This window comes from Saccharothrix ecbatanensis (assembly GCF_014205015.1).
Taxonomy (GTDB): Bacteria; Actinomycetota; Actinomycetes; order Mycobacteriales; family Pseudonocardiaceae; genus Actinosynnema; species Actinosynnema ecbatanense.
On record NZ_JACHMO010000001.1, the window covers coordinates 1,139,410 to 1,160,238 of the forward strand.

Sequence of the window (20,829 nt, forward strand, 5' to 3'; positions counted from 1 at the left end):
GCTACCAAGTCAAAGGCCCGACCTCGGACTGGAATCGCCGAGCAGACTTACGACATTTCACGCACCTCAGCCGTAGAGGTCGGGCCATGACACGTCGGCACCGCAGTCCTCAGCGCTACGAGCCGGTCGGGAACATAGTGCGCACAGCCGGGCGGGTGCTGCACGGTCTGTTGGCGTTCACCGGGCTGACGGCCTTGCTCGTCGGACTGCCCGGTGCTCTGATCCACTTCGTCGGGTGGCCGTTGCCCGACCACATCCCGACCGTCGACGAGATCCAAGCCCTCTTGTTCAGTCCGATGAACGCGCGGGTGCTGCTCGACGCGCTTGCCTGCCTGTGCTGGATCGTGTGGTTCTTCTTTGCCCTTGATGTCCTGCGCTGCACGGTTGAGGCGGCTCTGGGCGTCACGTGGCCGGTGGTCCATCGCACCGGGCCGCTGAACGGTCTCGTTGCAGCTCTCGTGGGCACGATCGTGGTGACCCTCCTGACCAACCGCGCGCACGGTGCCCCGCCAGCGAGCACCTCCGTGGCCAGTGCCCATCCGGCAGCTGTCAGCGCACCCCTTCACCCCGGTGCGGTCCGGCTTGTTGCCGCGCAGCACGCCGATCCGGCCGGTGCCCCCGTGGCCGCCGCGCCTTCGGGCATGGTGCAGGTCACCGAGGAGGTCCGGGTGCCGCAGAACGGCATCCACGACAGCCTGTGGCGGGTCTCGGAGCGCATCCTGCACGACGGCAACCGCTGGCCGGAGCTCTACCGGCTCAACCTCGGCATTGTGCAACCGGACGGCCGTGCCCTTGAGGTTCCCCACCTGATCCAGCCTGGCTGGAAGATCACCGCCTACGTCTCCGTATCTACGTGGCCGGCCACCGAACTGCCACACGACAAGCCGCGACCGGTCCCGACTGACGAACCGCCACGGCCCACAACCACGCCACCAGACTCGTCGAGGCCGCCGTCGCCGAACTCGAAGTCGGCGTCCCCTGAGACAGACACGTCCTTCAACGCCGCAGGTGACGAGGCCGCCGGGGCGGACCTTGGGTACGGGGTGTTCGTCAGCTTCATCCTCGCCGGAACCGTTGTCACAGCCCTGGCTGCGAACCGGATGTGGCACCGCCGCCGCTACAGGATCGGCAGCGGGCGACGTTCCGACCTTCATCGCCCCATCGCCCCGGTGGTGCGAGCGCTGCGCCTCGTTCACGAGCGAGACGGCGACCAAGGCTCCGCCACGTCTTGGGCTGAGCACACTTCGACCGATGTGACGGCATCCGGCTTCGCCCCGCACGACGGCGCAGAGCTCTCGTCGATCCCGATCGGCGTGCGCGACGGCCGGGACGTCGCACTCAACCTCATGAGCACCCGCGGCCTCGGGCTCGTGGGTCCAGGTGCGACAGCCGCTGTTCGCGCACTGCTGCTGCACCTGCTCGCCCACGGGGGACAGCCTGCCGCATCTGTCCGGATCCTCGTTCCCGCTGCGGACTTCGATCGGATCTTCAGCGATACCGCGGTTGGCGGCTTGCCCTCGGCCATCGTCGTGGTCGAGTCCCTCGACACCGCGCTCGACCAGATGGAAGCCGCGTTGCTGACGCGCACCCGCCAACTTGTCGAAGACGAAGTCAAGCCTGAGACCGGAGTGCTCGTACTGTTCGCCGCCCCTTCTCCGCACGCTGAACGCCGACTGCAAGCGGTGCTCGACAACGGCTCGACTGTGGGGCTCGCAGCCATCTTCCTCGGCCAGTGGCGCTCTGGGGCGACCGCACGCGTTCGCCCGGACGGCACGGTGAGCGCAACCAGCGCCGGTCTGGGCGACGTCCTTGCCGACACACGTCTGTTCACCCTTCCTTCCACCGATGGCGCCGAACTCCTTTCGCTGCTTGGAGAAGCAGAATGCCCATCCGAGGATCACGGGCCTGCGGTCGACCACGCGATGCCCGAATCTGGAGACGTCATCCAGGTGGACAAGCCGCCGCCGCGAGCACCGGAGCCACTGCGGGATCGAGCGGCGCAAGAGGAGGTTCGACGGCCCTTGACTTTGCGAGTGCTCGGTCCGGTCGAACTGGAACTCCACCAAGACGGCGGCACACGGGCACTGAGCGGGACGCTCACTCCGAAGCAGCGGGAAGTGCTCGCCTTCCTGGCACTCCACCCTCAAGGCGTGCGCCGCGAAGCCCTCAACGAGGCGGTCTGGCCCGACAGTCGGCCGCCGCGCCCGTTCAATTCGCTGCACAACGCGCTGTCCCTGCTGCGGCGAGCCCTCAGTCGAGCCACGGACCGCACGATCGTCGACCTCATCCTCAACGAGGACGGCCGCTACCGCCTCAACCCCACGCTGATCTCCACCGACTACGGTCGGCTGCACCAGGTACTACCCGCTTCCAGGCTGACGCGTGACCAAACCCTCGGTGAACTCCGTGACGCGATCGACCTCTACCAGGGCGACCTCGCGGAGGATGTCATCGCGTCATGGGTCGAGCCATTCCGTGAATCCCTCCGCCGCGACGTTCTCGACGCCCTCGCCGTCCTGATTCGTGCCCACGGCACCGACGAGCCTGAAGCTGCGTTGACGCTGCTGGAGCAGACCCGGAGACTTGATCCGTACAACGAGGGTGTCTACTGCGATATCATTCGCAACCAGGCCCGACTTGGGCGGTTTGCCGCCATCCCGCGAACTCTTAAACTGCTGGCCGCGACACTGGATGAAATCGGCGAGCGGCCCGGCGGTGACACCGTAGAACTCGCCGAATCGCTTCAAGGTCGGAGTGCCCGTTCGGCGACGTCTTCTCAATGATGCCGTACCAATCTGAACGTGCCGACAGGGTGTCCCGGCCGTCTACCGGCTGACGGTCCAGAGTGGCTACCTCTTAGGTCGGTAGTCGCCCTACCGGTCCTTAGTCCAGCTCAGGGGCCCTTTGAGGGCTACCGGTGTAGCGCCAGACTTGGTGGCCGGCAGGCGTATGAACAGTCGGGCTGTGAGGTGGACCGGCGGTCTGTGTGCATGTTTGGCTGATGCGTCATTCAACCCTTGCGTTTATCTGTTGGTGTTTATTCCATTTATGTCCAACTTTCCGTGTATGCGTGATTGCTTGAATGCCCGAGTTTATTCATTGTGTATCGCTCCATTCGGTTGTGTGGCTGTCCCCGTGTATTGCGAACATGAAAGATTCCGGCCCCTATGTTGCAGTGGAAAGAATCATGAATCGAATGGGTGATAGCCATTGCGAGTCGCTTGATGCGGATCTAATATTGGAAGTGTAAGAAATCCAGTCGGACGGGATTCGCACCCCGTATGTCGGACTGGGTCACACAATCCACTGAAAGGGAGTGGCCATCATGGGTCACGTCACGTTGGAGTGCGTCCGATCGCAGTCAATCGAAGAATTGTTCGAGAGTCTTCGCGAGGCGGGTTGTGCCCCGTTGACCGCGTACGGCTATGCGGCCCGGGAGGGGATCGAACACGGCCAGAACGTCGCCTACGACAACGTCCGGCTTGCCGGCACGTACGACAACATCGACTTGGTGGAACTGCCGGTGTCCTACTCGGACTACGGCGGAAGTGATCTTGACGCGGCCAACGTGCGCGCGTTGATCGAGATTTTCGGGCACGACACGTTCGTCCACCTGTACGGACCTCACGGTTCGGTTGGGCTTGCCCTGCCGTGCGGTGCCCTGCTGCCCGATGACCCGGATGGCGACATCCTCGCGTCTCTCGTGAAGACGATCGATGCACTGAGGGACTACCCGATCGTGGACGAGTGCGTGCACAGCTCGTACGTGGACGAGATCGCGGACGAGGCTTGGTCGTCATGGATCCGTTCCGACCTTGCGCGCGACCTCGACGACTACGCGCCGGACGGTGACGCTTCAGACGCCCTGCTGGACTGCGACGAGGACGAGCTATACGGGGCGTACTACGGGTTTGAGGGCAACGACTGGGTGTGCGAGACCGCGACGTCCGCCGTCAACCTCCGTCATGACGACGCCGTGCGGCACGTTGCCGCCGCCGTTTTCGGTTGGATCGCTTGATTCCTCGGCGCAACGCGCCATCCGTCCACTGTGTCTTGAGGTGTGCCATGTCCGCAGTCCTGCACGTCGACAACGAACAGAGCCAGTTGGTCGAGGACGATTCCGTCACCGTGTCGATCGAGTTCCCTTGGGAGACCGCATCCGCGTACCGCTGTTCCGCTTGTCGTGAGCCGCTGACCGAAACCGTGACCGGCTACGTCGACTCCTCCGGTGAGTCCGAGTGCTGGTCGTACGTTCCGAGTGTGGACGAGGGTCCGGACGTCGGCCCACATGTGCCGGAGCGCGTCCCGTTGGCCTGGGTTAACAGCGCTGCGATCAACGTCGACGAGACAGAGGACGCCGTCACGGTGTCGATCAGCGTCGGTGATCCCCGTGGAGCGTTCTGTTTCCAAGTCCGTCGCGTCCGGGACGATGCGCCGGGCGAGCTTGCGGGCCGTTTGGTGCTGCACGTCCCGCACCCTGGCGACTCGACTCCACACAAGCCGTTGACCGCGCTGCACGCCGGTACGTGCCTGATCGGTTGAGGGGGAACGATGAGCAACCACGATGTCTTGATGATCAGCACGCGACCGGGCTTCTGCGGGTCGCTGTTCAACCGGTTCGACGGTCCGCCGGTGAACATCGTCCACTACAGCGACGTCACCGCCGAGCAGTGGCGTGACACCGATCTGATCGTGGTCGATGCGGTGGCAGCACCAGGGTTGATCGCCCGACGATTCCCGCTCCGTGAGGGTGTCGTCATCGTGACTGACGGGGCGCATGAGAAGGCGCTGTGGCGTCACGCCACCGACCTGGGAGCGGGAAACGTGATGCTCGTTCCGGACGGTTGGCCGCACCTGCGGGCGGTGGTCCGCGACGTCGGTCGAGGTGGCCTGGTCGTGGCGGTCCTCAGTACCGCCGGCACCGATGCGAGCGCGATCGTCGCTGCCGCTGTGGCGTTGGAGAGCTGCTCGCTGGGACAGGTGTGCATCGTTCTTGATCACAACAGCGGTCCGGGCTCGGTGAACTCCTACGTTGACGACGTCGATGACGAGATATCCGGTCAGCCAGGTGGACAACTGCGCGTGGCCGACCCTGCGGGACCGCCACCAACGGACTTCCAAATCACCGGGGCGGTGCGTGTCTCCCGGACCGACCACGACCTTGTGGTGATCAACATCGGGTCACCGGACAGCCCGCTCACACCTGCGGCCATGCGACTGGCCGACGTGGTTGTAGTGGTCACCACCGCCGGACGCGTCGCTGAGGCCCGGTCGTTCGCTGAACAGTGCCGTTCGACGGCCCATGAGGTCCGGCTCCTGGAAGTACCCGCCGACTTCAGCCAGAGCGTCAGCCTCACGGACAGCGACTTCCGCGCGACCTGCTGGGCCGCACTCACCGTTCCGGTGCCCACCGCACCCACAGCCTGACAGCGAGCACGAAGGCACCCGGCTGCACTACCCTGGACGACGCCCTTCCCTTGGAAGTGGTGTTGTGTGGTGGTCGGCGGGGCGTGCGAAGCCTTCTCCGGAAGGCGCTCCGCCGACCCGCATCACCCGACCGGTTGAGCCTGCTCCCGGTTGCCTTGCGTGCTGCTGTCGCTCACGCGACAGGACAACTGCCATGGAACCCCGCAAGATCGGCTACGCCGAGCTGTACACCAGAATGCTGCGCGTCCTCCAGCAGGAGGACCCGAGCACCCAACTGTTCTACGACTACGAGCGCGAAGCCCCGCCCTGGTTCGTCGACGGCGATCCGTTCACGATCAACGCGACCGTCCTCGCCGGCCTGGGCGTCACCGCCGAGACGTTCGACAAGGCCCAGTGCCAGGGGGACTCCCCACACGCCGTCTACCCGTCCGTCGGTGTACCGCTGACCGGACCGGCCGAAGCACTCGCCGACGGGGTCTGGCTCCTCGAATGCCGGGGCTGGTCGTGGCGCGACGCCGTGCGGTCCGAACACCGTGAACCCGGCGCGGTGCACTACCCGCCCAATCCCGAGGATCACCAGCTCGACGAGATCGGCCTCTTGACCTTGTTGCGTGACGTCGCGCAAGCCCAGCCGGACAACGTGACCGCCACCCCGTTGCGGCTGTTCGAGAACGGCATGCCCGCATCGCTGATGGGACACGTGGTCGCACAACTCGGCGTGCCCGAGGCGTGGGCGACCTTCCACGACACCCACAGTGCCGCCGATCTTCTATCCGCACTCGGCTGGACGCTGTCCGACCGCGCCCGCTTCGCGGCCATCAGCACGCAGTCTGCGGAACTCAAAGGGTTGACCTGGGCGGAAATCGTCTTCTGGCTCGACAACCACCCGCCGCAAGTCCTCGACCACCGTCCTTGGGACATCTGAGCCTTGGAGGAGAAGCCGTGAACAGCGATCCGCACATGGACCCGACCTATCCCGCCGACTTCGTCGCATCGGTTCCGCACCTGCTGGGATACCACCCCACGAACTCGCTCGTCCTGGTGACCACAGACGCCGACACGTCCGACATGCTGGGAGCCGTGCTCAGGGTCGTCCTCCCGTCACAGGCTGACGAAGGTCATGCGATGGACGAACTGATCCGCATCGTAGGAAGCCTCGAAGCGGTGGAGGCGTCGCTAGCTGTCATCTGCCGGCCTTACGTCGACGAACCACCCGACCCGCTACCGGGGGCGGAACTGGTCCGACGCCTGGTAACCGCTTTGGCCGAGCTCGGCGTGGTGATCAACTGCCAGGTGTGGGCGGCGTCCACCCGTGAAGGCGCACCCTGGTGCACCTACGACGAACCCGGTCGGCGCGGAACCGTGCCGGACCCCAACGCCACGACGGCCGCAGCCGAGAACGCCCTAGCTGGCCGCGTGACCTTCGACAGCCGTGAACAACTCGTCGATCTGCTCGCAACCGACGCCTCACCGGAAGTCCTCGAACGACGCGCGAAACTGCTCGTCGCCAACGATCTGGCACCGGTGCCCGACGAGGAGGTGCTCGACGCCGCCGTAGAACGGGCGGAACAAGGCGACTTCGAACTCACCGACCACGATTTCGCCACGCTCGGCACCATGCTGTCCGACCCGCTGATGCGGGACCAATGGGTCGGACGATGCGCCGGTGACCACGCTGACGCAGCCGAACGCTTGGTCCTGCGGATGGTGCGCGGACTGCCCGAACCGTGGCGAGCGCACGCGGCAGCCGTCTACGCCTTCGCCGTGTACCTGCGTGGTGAAGGCACCTTGGCAGGGATCGCCGTCGGCAAGGCGTTGGAGGCGGATCCAGATCATTGCCTGGCCAACCTGCTCCGGCGTGCGCTGAACGTGGGGATGAGCCCTTACAGCCTTCGAGAAGCCCTTGACGGGGCGTTGGGCTGACAACGTCCCGAGGGCAACCGCGGGCCACGACCGCCTGCGGTTGCCCCGCCACCCGGCCTGAACTCCAACGGCACCACCACCGAGGCAGCCAAATGCATTCGCAAAAGCACCCCAACCACGACGTGCAACGACACGCCGTCGACATCGCCGAAGCCGTAGACGAAGCCTGGCACAGCGCACACCGGTCCGGCCCACTGGAAGTACCGGTGTCCGTCGTCGCCGCCTTGGCTCTCATCGCTCCACCTGTCGACGAGCGCACGGAAGCGGCGGACTGGCTACTGGCCGCCGACGAACACGAACTCGCGCGCTTCATGACCCTGCAGTGGAAACTGTTCGTCCGCGCCAGACCGGATCTAGTCAACCGCGCCTGGCCACTCATCCGTACCTGGTGTGGCCAGACGCCACCCGACAGCACCACATTGCAGGCCGCCAAGAGCGTCGCAGACGCCACCATCAACGCCGGACAACTCGACCTCACCGGCACCACGCGTCGCCGAGACGTCGACTTGTTAGGCCTACTGCTGGCAGCGTTGCGCTCGCGCACGGCCAAGACCACTCACGGCGAGTTCTACACTCCAGCCGACATCAGCATGGCGATGGCCGCGCTACAAGGCCCACCTGAGGATGGGAGCACGTTCCTTGACCCCGCCGCCGGCACCGGAGGGCTTCTGCGCGCGACAGCGAACACCATGCGCGCCGCTGGCCGTGACCCCACGACCGTCACCTGGTGGGCCGTGGACACCGACGAACTCGCGATCGCCTGCCTCGCCGTCAACACCGTCCTCTGGGAGCTCGGCCACAAGGTCGTTCTCGGCGTGGGAAATAGCCTCACCGACGACTGGGCCGCGCGGGCAGTCGCCGAACGGGCGGATACGCTTCAAATCGCGCGTGACGCTTGCCTCCTGCGCGCGGTCAACGATGTAGTGGGATTGGACAGCGAACGAATCTCGTAGGTGGGCGGCTTGCGCGGTGAAGACGCGGCCTGCTGGAGGTGCCGCGATGGCGTCGCCGGGACCACCTTCGCTTGCGCGGGGAGAACTCGGCCTTCTGCGCCTCGGACAGTGTCTTTGCGGGGACCACCCCCGCTCGCGCGGGGAAGACTGTCCCATCCACCACGCGGCCGAGCGCCACGCCGGACCACCCCCGCTCGCGCGGGAAGACGGTTCGTGGTCCTGGCGGTGGATGCGGACGACCGGACCACCCCCGCTCGCGCGGGGAAGACGACGCGCTGACGCTCGGGACCTTGGCCCACTACGGACCACCCCCGCTCGCTCGGGGAAGACGGAAGAGGGCTGGCTCGCGGCTTGGACGCCCGCGGACCACCCCCGCTCGCGCGGGGAAGACGACCGGAGAGGCGGCGGCCTGATGAACGCCGAGGGACCACCCCCGCTCGCGCGGGGAAGACGCGTAGGCGACCCACTCGTCCTTGTTCGCCGACGGACCACCCCCGCTCGCGCGGGGAAGACGAGAACGTCGACGTCACCTACGTCGCGGGCAGGGGACCACCCCCGCTCGCGCGGGGAAGACATCGCCGACGTCCGACGTCCGCCAACGCCTGCGGACCACCCCCGCTTGCGCGGGGAAGACACCCGTGTGGGGTTCGCTGACGCGCTGAAGACGGGACCACCCCCGCTCGCGCGGGGAAGACGGAGACCCGATGAGCCGCAACCCGTTCGACGAAGGACCACCCCCGCTCGCGCGGGGAAGACGGCAAAACGCCGGACCTGTTCGTGGGCTTCACCGGACCACCCCGCTCGCGCGGGGAAGACTACAAGCAGACGGACGGGACGGTGCACGTGAACGGACCACCCCCGCTCGCGCGGGGAAGACCGGATCCGCTTTTCCCGGATCTCCTCGATGACCGGACCACCCCCGCTCGCGCGGGGAAGACGCCGTCGGCGTCACGGGAGACGAGTGCCAGGACGGACCACCCCCGCTCGCGCGGGGAAGACGACAGGGCCCCCGTGGTCTCGGTGCGCCACAGCGGACCACCCCCGCTCGCGCGGGGAAGACATCAGCCTCATCCACGTCCCCTTCGGCCATCGCGGACCACCCCCGCTCGCGCGGGGAAGACACTTCTTGACCAGCTACTTTAGGGGAGGAGTAGCCGTTTTAGCATCGGTTTGCCGGTGGACAGGCGATTACGACCAGTTGTCTCTCAGTCCGACATCGTTCGGATGCTCGTGAGGGCTCGTGTACAGGCGACGCTGCTAATCCTGGCTGGTGGCGTACGCCTGAGTTGTCGGGCGGGTTGCTCCGGCGTAGTCGTCGCCCTGGTACCGGTGGTTGTCGGTCTGGACCGGTTGGCCGAAGTCGGGTGCGTTGATCATGAGGCCGTTGCCGAGGTAGAGGCCGACGTGGTGGATGTTGTCGGGGGTGCCGTAGAAGACGAGGTCGCCTGGTTGAAGGGGTTGGCCGGGTGGCACGTGGGGGCCGGTGTCGTATTGGGCTTGGGCGGTGCGGGGTAGGGGGATGTTGGCGGCGGCGTAGGCGGCTTTGGTGAGGCCGGAGCAGTCGAAGCCGCCTTCGTGGGGACCGTCGCCGCCCCAGACGTAGGGCAGTCCGCGTTGGCCGCAGGCGTGGTTGATGGCTGCGAGTGCTGCGGGGTTGGGTGCCTGGATGGCGTTGCAGTCTCCGGTGCCGGTCGCGGCGTTGGCGTACTTCGTGGCTTGTGCGAGTACTTGGTCGACGTAGTCGTGGTCGTGGTTGTAGGCCCAGATGGCTGCTCGCAGGTCGCCTTGGTTGGCTCCGCTGTCGCAGAGGTAGTGGGCGGCGGCGTGGATGGCGTCGTGTGGGTTGTATCGGGATGGTGGCGTGGCACCGCCGTGCGGGATGGCGTGTTCGGCGGTTGTGGCGTCGAAGGTCGCGGTGAGGAACTGCATCGGGCCTCCGGCTCCGGCGTGGTTCTCGCCGTTGTGGACGCCTGGCAGTGGGGAACGGCCGTGGTCGGTTTCGACTTTGCCGATGGCGGCGAGGATGGTCCAGTCGAGCCCTGGGCACTGGGGTGCTGCGGCGTGGTAGAGGGCGAGGTAGTCGGCTGGGATGTCGGCTAGCGCTTCGTGGCTGGGTTGGGTGCGGCTGTTGCCGAACAGTGAGCTGACGATGGCGGGGGCGGTGGCGCCGATGAGGACTACGACGCCGATTGTTGCCGTGGCACAGGTGAGGACGATCTTCACGGCTCATCTCCGGAAGCGGTCGGCGGTCGATGAGGGTGGATGCGGAGCCGGTGGTGTGAGGCCTGCGGCCGCCGGCTGGGTTGTGGGCGGCGTTGGGGTTGTTGTGGCGTGGTCGTTGTGGGGCCAGAGGTGGGCGAGTTCGACGAGCCGGAGCCGACCTGCCGGGTGACGGGATGTGGCGGGGAGTGGCAGCCATCGAGCAGCGGCGGCGTCGGCGGCTCCGGCCGTATGGACGAGGTCCGAGGAGCTTGTGGCCACGGGGACGAGCGTGGCCCGGTCCAGTTCGGATAGTGCCGTGGAGAGTGCTTGTCGGGCGGTGGTTTCGCGCCGGGTGGTCGGGAGCCGGATCAGGACGGGGGTGGTGATCCCTGTTGTGGTGGCGAGCTTCTCGTAGCGGCGGACCTTGCCTGAGAGGGTTGTCAGGTCTTCTGTGCCGAAGTCGAATTCGAGGAAGAACTCGATTCGGTGGCCGTCTTCGTGCCAGCGGCCGTAGGCGTCGGGGCGGACGATGTCGCCGAAGAGCCGGCCGCAGCGCTTCTCCGACCACCAGGTGGTCAGCCGTCCTCGTGCGCCGGGGTGTCGGCTTGCGGCGACGAGGGTGCTGAAGAAGCCGTTGATGCCGACGGTGTGGGCCAGCTGTAGTGAGTGGGCGATGCCGATGGCGTCGGCGTGGCGGTAGCCGATCTTGCCGGGGTCGAGGCCGTCTTCGTAGGCCAGGGCGACGGCTCCGGCGATGTCGAGGACGTAGTGCATGGGTGCGGTGCCGGTGGTGACGAAGGGCTGGAAGCGGTCGACGACCCGCCACTTGAACAGGTCCAGCAGGCGGTGGTTGGCCGCCCGGACGGACGGGAACGCGAGTTCGGTGATCTGGTGGGTGGTGAGGACACGGTGTTCGTGCAGCATCCGGGCGAGCCATCGGTCGCGTGGTGTGAGCCGTCCGGCGAGCTGGGCGTGGTGTTGGCCGGTGGTGGCCGCGCGCGGGGTGGGTCGTCGGGGTAGATGTCCGCGCAGCGCGCGTTGAGGTGTGGGGTTGGTGATCACGGAGCGGACCGCCTTCCGGAAACAGGTGGGCGTCTACACGCTGATGCGGCAAAACGGCTTGCCACCCTCGCTGCCCGCGACACAGCCATGATCGAAGCTGTCACTGAGCTTCCGCCGATCGTGGTGAGCGACCTGTTCGGCATCCATCCCGGCACCGCCCACTCTTGGGCCAAACTCGCCCAAGCCAGCTTGGCGGAGTACCTCGCTGCCTGCGAGGCCGCCCAATAGCGCACTCGTCGAAGCTGAGGAATGAGTTTTCCGGCGCAGGTTCCGTGAGGGCGGGTAGGAGTTGGAAAGCAGATTGCCCTGAGCGGTGAAGGTTTGGTGGACTATCGAGGTGATCGATGTCGGATGGGCGAGGCAGCTGCATCAGGCCGGTTCGGATTCCGGCCTCGCGGTCGCTGCGGACGCACTGGTGGTCCATGAGCGACACACCAGGCTGGTCAGTGTCGATCCAGCGGATGGCTCCACGCGATGGGACGTCCACGTCGGCAACTGGCCCCGGGCGGTCGTCATCACTGGCCGGCGCTGCCTGGTGCTGCCGCAGCACCCTGACAAGCTGTTGTGTTTGGACCTGGATACGGGTGAGCGCATCTGGAGCAGTGATCTCCGCCGGTTCACCGGGCACCTCGTAGTGGCCGGCGATGTGGTCCTCGTCGGTGGCTGGCGCGGGTACACACCTCTGCGTGTGTTGGACACGGCTACAGGGCAGGTGCGATGGGAAACGGATGACTGCGTGCACACCGTGCGCCCTGTCGTCGCTGAGGGTGGCTTCCTGATTGGTGAGCCTGGCAGCCCGATGGTCAGGTTGATCGACCGACAGGAACTCCGAGAGCTCACTTCATGGTCCTTGCCGCAACCGCTCGTCGGTCACGACAATCAGGCAGTGTTCACGACTGATGACGGTCGCGGTTTCCTGGTGCGGTGTGGTTCGCGTTCCGTGGTGGAGATCGCACCCTCGGAGGGGACAGTGCGCGAGGTCGTTCTTGCCGAGAGTGATCTCGGGTTCTCGGCGCCGGTGCACGTCAACGGTCTGCTCTGGATATACGACCGTGAGGCCGGCTTCACTGTGGCGGATCCAGGCGATGGTCGTGTGTTGCGCAGGGTCGATGTCCGGCAACCTCTGGTTGATCAGGTTGTCCCGGTAGGCAATGGATTCGTGGTCGCCGGCACGAACGGAACTCTGTTCCACCTGGACGCCGACGGACAGGTCATCACGCGGGTCACGGTGTCCCGGAGGATCCGCGCGCTGCGCACTCTCGACTCCGTACGGGTGTTGGCGATGGCGAAGGGGACGCTGCTCGCCGCTCGAGTTGGGAATAGTGCGAGTCACGAGTAGCACCCCTTCACCAGTCAGAGGGGAACAGCGGCTAGGTGGCGCGACGTGGGTCTGCTGGGTGTTGTCCGGTGCGCTCCGGCTCGCGGTCGGTCTCGGTGGCGGGGCGCAGGGTGTTGACCTTGGCGGCTTGGCGGATGGTCTTGGTGCGTCCGGGGATGGCGGGTGGGAGTTTCTCGGTGACGGCGGTGAAGGCCGGTCGTTCCTCGCCGTGTACGACGAGTCGGGCGGCGATCTGGTAGACGCCGAGGTTGGACAGGTCGTGTTCGTTCAGGCGCGGGTGGGTGTGTCGGGCGAGTCGTCGGGCGTCTTCGGGGCTGCTGGTGAAGAAGATCTTGTTGCGGGCGTTGGTGCTGATGCCTTCTTCGAGTTCCTTGCCGAGTTGGCCGATGTACTGGTGCGCCAGGACGATGTTGAGCAGGTAGGCGCGGGCTTCGGCGAGCATGTCCTCCAAGGGGTAGGGCAGGTTGAGGAAGTTGTGGCATTCGTCGATGTAGAGCGCGCTGTCACGGCGTTGGAGTTGGGGGATCCTGGCTCGGCGGGTGGCGGCCTGCCAGGTGCGGGCGACGACGATGGAGCCGACCAGTTGGGCGGTTTCGATGCCGAGGGCGTCGCGGGCGATGCGGACCAGGCAGATTCCGCCGTTGTCGAGCACGTGTTCCATGTCTACGGTGGAAGGGCCGCCGGCGATGGCTGCGCGGACGAACGGCCGCAGCAGGAATCCGCGGACCTTGTTCATCAGCGGGGCGATCACCTGCGCGCGTCCGGCTTCGGACAGCGCGTCGTACCAGGACCAGAAGCCTTTCAGCACGTCGTCGTCGATCTGGTCGCACGCCCGTTGCCGGAACGCGGGCACGGTCAGGAGTTTGGGCAGGTCGGTCAACGTCGGCGTGCCGGGCATCGCGGTGAGGGTGAGAAGCCCGGCGCGCAGGATGTCGTCGGTGCGGGGGCCCCAGGAGGCGGCGTAGATCCGGGAGAAGATGCTGACCAGGTTGTCCACCGCGCGCGTCTTGTCCTTGCCGTCCAACGGGTTGAGCACCGGCGGACGGCTGCGGGAGTCGGCGTCGAAGAGCACGACCTTCTCTCCCAGTTCCTCGGGCAGACGCATGAGGATGTCGCTGACGAGGTCGCCTTTGGGGTCGATCACGACCACTCCGCGCCCGGCTTCGGCGTCGGCCAGGATCATCCGGGCCATCAGCTCGGACTTGCCCGATCCGGTGGCGCCGAGGATGTGCATGTGGTGGCGGGCGTCGGCTACACGCACGCCGACCGGACGGGAGTGCCCGGCATCGCTGTGACCCAACGGTTTGACCTGCTCGCCGACACTGGCGATGCCCGGAGGTGGTGGCACGGCCTTCGCGCCGGCTCGCTGCAAGCCTGGTGTGGCCTCGTCCACGGGTAGGTGTGCGATCGCGGCGAGTTCGGGGATGGAGAGGAGATCGCCCTTGCCGAGACGGCGTTGGGCCACGGTGGTGAGCGGTCGACGGAGGCGGACGCGTTTGTAGTAGTTGTGTTCGGAGTAGGCGGCGAAGGCTCCTGCGATTGCGTGTCCACGGCCGCGCAGAACGTCGCGCACTGCCTGGGTTTCCGTGGCGGTCGTGTCGTCGGTGACGGTGGTGGTGACCGCGTAGCGGACCCGGGTCTCGAACTGGTTCCCGCGCAGCTTCTCCACCACCGCCCGATCGAGGGCGGCGTGGACCAGGTTGCTCTGGTGGTCTGATGTCCGTGCCGTGGTGGCCTGTTTCGGAGTGCGGCCGGGGGTGATGGCGTCGAGCAGCCTGCCGACCAGGGTGACGGACCGGCCGGAGTGCATGTGGCGAGCAGCCCGGCGGGCCTTCGTCACCCGGGGTCCGGCGACCGGGCGGGCGAGGATCTGGACACAGGCACGTTCGTTGGGGCCGAGACCGACCGGGGCGCCCAGCAGAGCGCGGATCGGGTCGGCTCGGTGTTCGGTGCGGATCGGGAGGGCTTCGCCGCGCGCGAGCCGCAACTCGCCCCCCACCGCTTCGAGGTGTTGGCCGTTCGGCACGGCGATCGGAAGTGGCGGGATGGCGGGGGAGGAGCGTGCGTGCGCGCCCGGCCACGCGGCCTCGACGGCTCGCTCGACCATGCCGGGCGGGACCAGGCCGGGCACCCACAGGTGGATCCGAACGCCGTCGGCGTCGAAGACGAACTCGAACACCAGGTGGGGCTGGCCGCTGAACCGTCGCCGCCAACCTGGCCGCAGCAGCCCGACCAGGTTGGACCACACGGTGATCGCTCCCGTCGGATCGACGGTCGGCGGGGCGAGCACGGTGATCAACCGGGCGTCGGTGGTGAGTCGGTCGTGGAACCGTCGCCGCCATTGCGACCGTGCGACGACCGCACCTGCGATGACGAGCACCACAGCGGGACTCAGAAGCGGTCCCCACGCCACCACCACGTCGCGGAGGCCGCCGAGGAGCGTCTCGAATGCGGACCACGGGTCGCGCAGGTAGTCGCCCACGAGGGATTCAGCGATGCCTCCCGAGTGGGAGTAGGCAATGGATTGCGGCACAGCGACCTCCTCACGGCGTCAGGCGGCGTCCAGTTCGACGAAGGAATCCCCGGGCTCTGCCTCGCCGGAGGCGTAGGTGGCGAGTTCGGCCGGGTCTGATGTGACGAGGTGGTGTTCCGTAGGTGAGGCGATGGCTTGAAACGCCACGCGTTGGGTCCCGGTGGACAGCAGTCCCTGGCCTCGGTCGGCGGAGAGCAGGAACTGGCGTTCACCTTGGGAGAGGGTGAAAGTGCGGGTGATCTCGTCGGTGGCTTGGGACGCTTGGCGCAGCAGGATCTGTGTCGCGGCGTTCGCCACCACTGCTTTGCCGAGGTCCGAGCCGAGCACGTCGGCGGTGTCCTGGGTGGCGACGGTTAGACCGGCCCAGTGTTTCCGGCCTGCTTTGGCCATGCGGAACAGGAATTCCGCGCCTTGTCGTTGTTTCATCAGCAGCCACGCCTCGTCGACGACGACCACACGGCGGCGACGGATCGCCGGGTTGCTGACCTGACGCCACACCGCGTCGAGGGTGAGCAGGGTGCCGATGGGCTTCAGTTCGTCGGCCAGGTCGCGCAGCGAGTGCACGACGAGGTGGCCTTCGGGGCGGGTTGTGGTGGGTCCGGCGAACAGCGTGGAGAACGCGCCTTGGGTGTACGGGTGCAGGCGTGCGGCCAGTTCGACCGCGGCGGCGTCGGCGGCGTGGCTGAGGGTGTGGGCGAGGTCGGCGAGTAGGGGTGCCGGCCGGGTCCAGGTGCGCGGGTCGGAGGTGATCCCGGCGCGTTGGTAGGTGGCGGTGATCGCCTGGTCGAGCGCGGCGCGTTGGACGGCCGTGGGGTCGTTGCCGAGCAGCACGGCGATGACGGTGTGCAGGAACAACGACCGTCTGATCAGGGCGTCGCGGGGCGCTGTGCGACGCCCGTCGGGCCGGGTGTGGATGGGCAGGTCCAGCGGGTTGAGCTGCACGTGTTGTGCGCCGAGGTGGATCTGGGTGCCGCCGACGGCGGTGGCGAGTCGGGCGTACTCGTCCTCCGGGTCGATGACGTGGACCTCGATCCCCCGGTACAGGCTGCGCAGCAGTTCCAGCTTGACCAGGTAGGACTTGCCCGCGCCGGAGCGGCCGAGGATGACCGAGTTGTGGTTGTCCAGCGCGAACCGGTCGTGGTGGACGAGGCCTTGGCTGCCGATGTTGAAGCCGTACAGGACACCGGTGGGTGCGCCGACCGAGGTCGGGTCGGGCGGTGGCAGGTCGGGGGAGGTGAAGGGGAACGCTGCCGAGAGCGCGGCGGTGTCGAACGTTCTCCTGAGGCCGACGAGGTCCAGGCCGATCGGCAGGCAGGTGACCCAGCCCTGGAGGCTGCGGTAGGTGGTGGGCTTGGCGTCGAGCAGCATCGAGGCGGCGAGCGAGCGGACGGCGGCGACCTCGTCGGCGAGAGTCTCCTGGGTGGGTGCGTGGACGGTCAGGTAGAGGCCGAGGCGGTAGAGCTTGCCTTCACCGCGGGCGACCCGGGCGGACAGGTCGTAGGCGTCCTCGGTGGCGGCTTCGACCTGCGGGTCGAGCAGCTGACCCCTCTCGCTGCTGTGGCGACGGCCGCTTTCGAACCGGGCCAGCTGCTTCTTGAGCCGCGCGGCGGCGGTGACCGGGTCGACGGGTTCGACGTGCAGGGACACGTCGACCCGGCCGGGGTAGGTCAGCAGTGGTTGCAGCCAGCCGGGGTGGACCTCGCGTGGATAGCCGACGACGGCGAACGTGGAGACCCACTCGCCGCCGACCTCCAAGGCCCGGGAGTCGACGGCGATCGCGTCCGGTGTGAAGGCCCCGGCCCGCCCAGGTGGGCGAGACGCCGAGTCATCCCTCGGCCGACTCAGTGAATGCCGGCTCATGACCTGTACCTCCCGTCGAAGTCCGGCTCGGCATCAGTCCAGGAGTCGTCGGTGGATGCGGTGTGTTCGAACGGGTCGTCTTGCCGGTCGTCGTCGGGTGCGGTGGTGATGACCTCGTCGGAGCCGGCGAGTCCGGCGGTGGGCGGGATCAGGGAGTCGGGGTTGCAGGCCGCGGCCAGCACGCTGGTGGCCTGCCCGGCGTCGAGCACGGTCACGACGATCCCGGTGGGGGAGAGCAGCTCGACCGCCTCGCCCAGGCGACGCACCAGGCGTGTTTCGGCGGCGCGGAGGACGGACTCGGTGACCTGTCCGGCGTGCTTGGCGGCGTTGCGCCTGGCGGTGAGAGCGGCCCACGGTGATGCGCCACCGAGCCCGTCAACCGGCCCGATCGCGTGCACCGGTTCGCGGAGGATCAGCAGGACCTGACGGCGCAGCAGGTCGGTGCTGCGGGCGAGTTGGGTGAGGTAGTCGGCGTGTTCACGCGCGGCGGCCTCCAGCGCAGGGTGAGGCAGACCGCCTGCCTGCTCTCGTAGTTCGGTGATCTGCCCGGACAAGTCCAACCGTTCGGCGCGGACCAGCACCTGGATGGGTGCGGTCAGGCTGTGCAGGTAACGGCCGAACGAGGCGACGAGCGATTCCTGTTCGGTGGCTGTGCGCAGCGCGAAGTTGACCGTGGAGCACACGGCGACCAGCGCCACGCCGTCTGCGCCGAGATCCACGACACCGGCGTCGGTGACGGCCTGCGCGGGCAAGCGCAACGCCGCAGGCGAGACCTTTGCGGGGATCGAGCTGTCACCGGCGACCCGGTCCGTCAGCCAGTCGGGCGCCGGGTGGATCCCTTCGGGGGCGGCGACCCGGTGTCGGGGGCTCGTGCGTTGCCGCAACGCAGCCAGGGCCAGGCGGTCGAGGCTGATCCCATCACGCTGACCGAGCGCGAGGACCGTGACGGTCACGCCGATCGGCGTCGCGACGACCAGAAACACCGCGAGCGGCACGACCGACCGCAGGGCGGAGTACGCCCCGTACAGGACCACGGCTGTGACAGTGAGGATGAGCAACTGGCGTGCCGTGAGGTTGACCAGAACCCGGTCCTCACGATCGACATCGGCCGGGATCCGAACCGGGTGACTCATGATCGTTCACCTGCCTGTTGTGGCGTGCCCGCCGGTGGTTGCGATGGTGGCGGGTGGAACAGCGCGGGCGCGGGCGTGTGCGTCCTGGCCCGACGACCGTGGGCTCCGATGTCCGGCGTCGAGGACTGGAACACCGGCACGGCGGGCGGCGCGGCGGCTCGAACGGGACGCACGGGCGCCTCGACCACGGCCGGACGGAACTGAAGGTGCGGCGGCACCTGCGCGGTACGGATGCGGGGAGTGGCAGTGCCACCGCCTTCGCCGGGTGCGCTGAAGGAGGGTGAAGTAGGGCGTCCTACCGGACGGAGGAGTGGCTCCGCGCTCGTGGGCGAGGTGTCTTCGACGGCGGCACGGAACTCCGGTGCGGCCGTACTGCCGGCGGGGTTCCAGTTGGCAAGGTCGTGAGTAGGAGTCTGGGCAGCGGGCTGAAGGAACCGCAGATGCTGCTGGCCCGACACGGTGCGCCGCCACGCGAACTCCTGCGCACGTTGGCTGTGGAGGCGACGCCCGATCGCCTCGGGCGTGAACAGGCCGTCGACACCGCCCCACTCCCGCACCGGCGCGGGCCACATCGGGTCACGCCTACGCGGCGCGCGGACACCATGACCCGCACCTCCCGCCGTGGACCCGACGCGGGGGCCCCGGCTTCGGCCGCCGAGCATGCCCATCGCCTTACCGAACACGAGCGCGCGCCCCAACCCGCCGACGAACGACCGTCGTCCACCACCGCCGACCTGGACCTGTCGCAGCACCCAACCGGGAATCTTCACCAGGATCCACACCAGGGCGATCAGCACGACCAGGTTGACCAGCCCGTCCGCCGTCGGCAGGCCGAAGAAGTGGAAGCCGCCGGGCTGTAGGAACACCTTCAACGCGCAGATCAGCGCCAGGCTCTGGCCGACCTGGATGCCCAGCACCCCGGCCCCGGCACGCCAGAACCACTGCGCCAGGCCCTCGGTCTGCGGCAGGCCGTGGCACATCAACGCCAGCGGCGCCCCGGCCAGCAGGATCACCGTGAGGGCGACCCGCACGATGTAGCCGACCAGCAACGCCACCAGCAGCACGGTCAGCACCACCGCCAGCATCCCGGCGAACAACCCGCCCGTGACGATCGAGCCGGCGACCAGGCTGACGAACAGCTCGGTGACCGCCTTCCCAGACGTCTGCGGGTCGAGTCCGTCACCGAGCACCGCCAGGGACGCGGCGTTGGCCAGACGGATGGCGTGGTCCCCGATGACCAGGCTGAGGTTCGCGGCCAGGAACCCGACCACGACGCGGGGCGCGATCTCGCGTACCGAGTAGCGGGTCTGCACGGTCTCGTGGCTCATCAGCACGATCCCGGCCAGCATCACCACCAGCGAGTAGACCGCCACCACGAACAACCGCGACTGCTCCCAGATCTCCCCGACCCTCGGCAGATCCGCCAGCGTCGGCGTGGACAGCAGACTGCTGCCGACCCACCCCAACAACATGTTCAGCGACTCGCCGACCAACAGGTGCAGGAACCCGGCGATGCCCTCACCGACGCACGCGCTCGGATTGAGAATCCCGCACGCGGGAACCGCCGGACGCACCGGCGGGGCGCTCGTCGGCGTGATCGCAGGTTGGGACGAGATGGTCGTCGGTCGCGGCAGACACCACGACGGCGGAGCCTGTCCAGGCTGCGGAGTGAGACACGGATTCGACGGCACCGCAGTGGACGCGGTCGTAGGTCGAGTTGGGCACGGCACCGGGTACGGCCCTGGACCGGCACACGGATCGGCGGCAGTCGGCGGCGCGGCCGACGTGCCCGGCTGGGCCGCCGCTGTCATGGCGAGGACGCCGCCCAACAACACCATCAGGCCCAGCAGCAGTGCCCACACCCCACGCCTGCGAGCGCCCTCGTTGCGCCCACGCTTGAACCTCACCGCGCCGGGTTCGACCAGTCGACGGTGCCGGACATTCGTGGCGGTCATCAGGGACCCACCCCAACGATCCCCTTGAAGATCTCCACGATCAGCGGAGCGAGCGCGGCACCGCCGAACCCGTACCCGGCCGACTTCCACGCCGTCTTGGCCTTCTGCAACTCGCCCGGATCGCCGCCCGCGAAGATGTAACGGACGAAGCCGATGGTCAGGAACACCACCGTCAGGCCGCCGAGGATGCCCATGATCCAGTTCCTGATGTTGGTCAGGACCTGGTCCACCGACGTGGCCTGCGCGAGCACCTGGACGGCCTCGGCACGCGTCGCCGACGTGGTCAACACCAGCGACACAGCCGCCAACTGAACCGCCACGATCCACACCCGGTGCCGCCCACGCTGACGAATCATCGGAGCACTGAGGCGACCGGAGATCGGGTCAGCTGCCGCCCTGGTCCTCACTGACGGCGGGCGACCACCTGGCGAAGGGGCTGACT

15 protein-coding genes are annotated in these 20,829 nt (G+C 67.6%); 8 read left to right on the forward strand and 7 right to left on the reverse strand.

The annotated features are described in order from the left end of the window. The first annotated feature begins 155 nt into the window (after positions 1-155). The 7 genes from F4560_RS05190 to F4560_RS05220 all read left to right on the forward strand — a co-directional run bounded on the left by F4560_RS05190 (position 156) and on the right by F4560_RS05220 (position 8,303). The gene (locus F4560_RS05190; protein ID WP_184916951.1) at positions 156-2,783 is read left to right on the forward strand and encodes an AfsR/SARP family transcriptional regulator; all 2,628 of its coding nucleotides are present in this window, start codon (positions 156-158) and stop codon (positions 2,781-2,783) included. A 590-nt stretch (positions 2,784-3,373) separates the two neighbouring features. Continuing rightward, positions 3,374-4,018 (forward strand): hypothetical protein, encoded by a 645-nt coding sequence (locus F4560_RS05195; RefSeq protein ID WP_184916955.1) that lies wholly within the window; start codon positions 3,374-3,376, stop codon positions 4,016-4,018. A gap of 47 nt (positions 4,019-4,065) precedes the next feature. Beyond that, the gene (locus F4560_RS05200) at positions 4,066-4,542 is read left to right on the forward strand and encodes a hypothetical protein (RefSeq protein WP_184916958.1); all 477 of its coding nucleotides are present in this window, start codon (positions 4,066-4,068) and stop codon (positions 4,540-4,542) included. 30 nt (positions 4,543-4,572) lie between these two features. Beyond that, entirely contained in the window at positions 4,573-5,427 is an 855-nt protein-coding gene (locus F4560_RS05205) for a hypothetical protein (RefSeq protein WP_184916961.1), read from the forward strand. A gap of 193 nt (positions 5,428-5,620) precedes the next feature. Next, positions 5,621-6,352, forward strand: coding sequence for a hypothetical protein (locus tag F4560_RS05210; protein WP_184916964.1), 732 nt, complete (start codon positions 5,621-5,623; stop codon positions 6,350-6,352). Positions 6,353-6,369: 17 nt separating this feature from the next. Continuing rightward, positions 6,370-7,350, forward strand: a complete 981-nt coding sequence (locus tag F4560_RS05215) for a DUF4192 domain-containing protein (protein ID WP_184916967.1) — start codon at positions 6,370-6,372, stop codon at positions 7,348-7,350. 92 nt (positions 7,351-7,442) lie between these two features. Beyond that, the gene (locus tag F4560_RS05220) at positions 7,443-8,303 is read left to right on the forward strand and encodes an N-6 DNA methylase (protein ID WP_184916970.1); all 861 of its coding nucleotides are present in this window, start codon (positions 7,443-7,445) and stop codon (positions 8,301-8,303) included. A 1,257-nt stretch (positions 8,304-9,560) separates the two neighbouring features. Here F4560_RS05220 and F4560_RS05225 read toward each other — a convergent pair. Next, positions 9,561-10,520, reverse strand: a complete 960-nt coding sequence (locus F4560_RS05225) for a C40 family peptidase (RefSeq protein WP_376775418.1) — start codon at positions 10,518-10,520, stop codon at positions 9,561-9,563. Positions 10,521-10,529: 9 nt separating this feature from the next. Next, positions 10,530-11,567, reverse strand: a complete 1,038-nt coding sequence (locus F4560_RS05230; protein WP_184916976.1) for a replication-relaxation family protein — start codon at positions 11,565-11,567, stop codon at positions 10,530-10,532. 337 nt (positions 11,568-11,904) lie between these two features. Here F4560_RS05230 and F4560_RS05235 point away from each other — a divergent pair, with 337 nt between their 5' ends. Next, positions 11,905-12,906 carry an outer membrane protein assembly factor BamB family protein gene (locus F4560_RS05235; RefSeq protein WP_184916979.1) on the forward strand — a complete coding sequence of 334 codons (1,002 nt, stop codon included), beginning with the start codon at positions 11,905-11,907 and terminating at the stop codon, positions 12,904-12,906. Positions 12,907-12,937: 31 nt separating this feature from the next. On the opposite strand, the gene F4560_RS05240 is transcribed toward F4560_RS05235, so the two are convergent. From F4560_RS05240 to F4560_RS05260, 5 genes are read right to left on the reverse strand one after another with little or no spacing between them, the layout of a single operon-like run. Further along, entirely contained in the window at positions 12,938-15,439 is a 2,502-nt protein-coding gene (locus tag F4560_RS05240; RefSeq protein ID WP_312868499.1) for a type IV secretory system conjugative DNA transfer family protein, read from the reverse strand. Positions 15,440-15,457: 18 nt separating this feature from the next. Continuing rightward, positions 15,458-17,299: a VirB4 family type IV secretion system protein gene (locus F4560_RS05245; RefSeq protein WP_184916982.1), complete on the reverse strand. Its 1,842-nt coding sequence runs from the start codon at positions 17,297-17,299 to the stop codon at positions 15,458-15,460. Then, entirely contained in the window at positions 17,296-18,432 is a 1,137-nt protein-coding gene (locus tag F4560_RS05250) for a PrgI family protein (protein WP_184916985.1), read from the reverse strand. Before F4560_RS05250 ends, F4560_RS05245 begins: the two co-directional genes overlap by 4 nt. After that, positions 18,429-20,387, reverse strand: coding sequence for a TrbL/VirB6 family protein (locus F4560_RS05255; protein WP_184916988.1), 1,959 nt, complete (start codon positions 20,385-20,387; stop codon positions 18,429-18,431). The genes F4560_RS05250 and F4560_RS05255 overlap by 4 nt, the downstream gene beginning before the upstream one ends. Further along, on the reverse strand, positions 20,387-20,707 hold the full coding sequence (locus F4560_RS05260) for a pilin (RefSeq protein WP_312868501.1): 321 nt from the start codon (positions 20,705-20,707) through the stop codon (positions 20,387-20,389). Before F4560_RS05260 ends, F4560_RS05255 begins: the two co-directional genes overlap by 1 nt. Positions 20,708-20,829 lie beyond the last annotated feature (122 nt).

What these genes read in the sequence shown, in the direction of transcription:
- F4560_RS05200 (WP_184916958.1), top strand. Translation starts at nt 4,066, where the DNA reads ATGTCCGCAGTCCTGCACGTCGACAACGAACAGAGCCAGTTGGTCGAG.
- F4560_RS05205 (WP_184916961.1), top strand. Translation starts at nt 4,573, where the DNA reads ATGATCAGCACGCGACCGGGCTTCTGCGGGTCGCTGTTCAACCGGTTC.
- F4560_RS05210 (WP_184916964.1), top strand. Translation starts at nt 5,621, where the DNA reads ATGGAACCCCGCAAGATCGGCTACGCCGAGCTGTACACCAGAATGCTG.
- F4560_RS05220 (WP_184916970.1), top strand. Translation starts at nt 7,443, where the DNA reads ATGCATTCGCAAAAGCACCCCAACCACGACGTGCAACGACACGCCGTC.
- F4560_RS05245 (WP_184916982.1), bottom strand. Translation starts at nt 17,299, where the DNA reads ATGAGCCGGCATTCACTGAGTCGGCCGAGGGATGACTCGGCGTCTCGC.
- F4560_RS05250 (WP_184916985.1), bottom strand. Translation starts at nt 18,432, where the DNA reads ATGAGTCACCCGGTTCGGATCCCGGCCGATGTCGATCGTGAGGACCGG.
- F4560_RS05255 (WP_184916988.1), bottom strand. Translation starts at nt 20,387, where the DNA reads ATGACCGCCACGAATGTCCGGCACCGTCGACTGGTCGAACCCGGCGCG.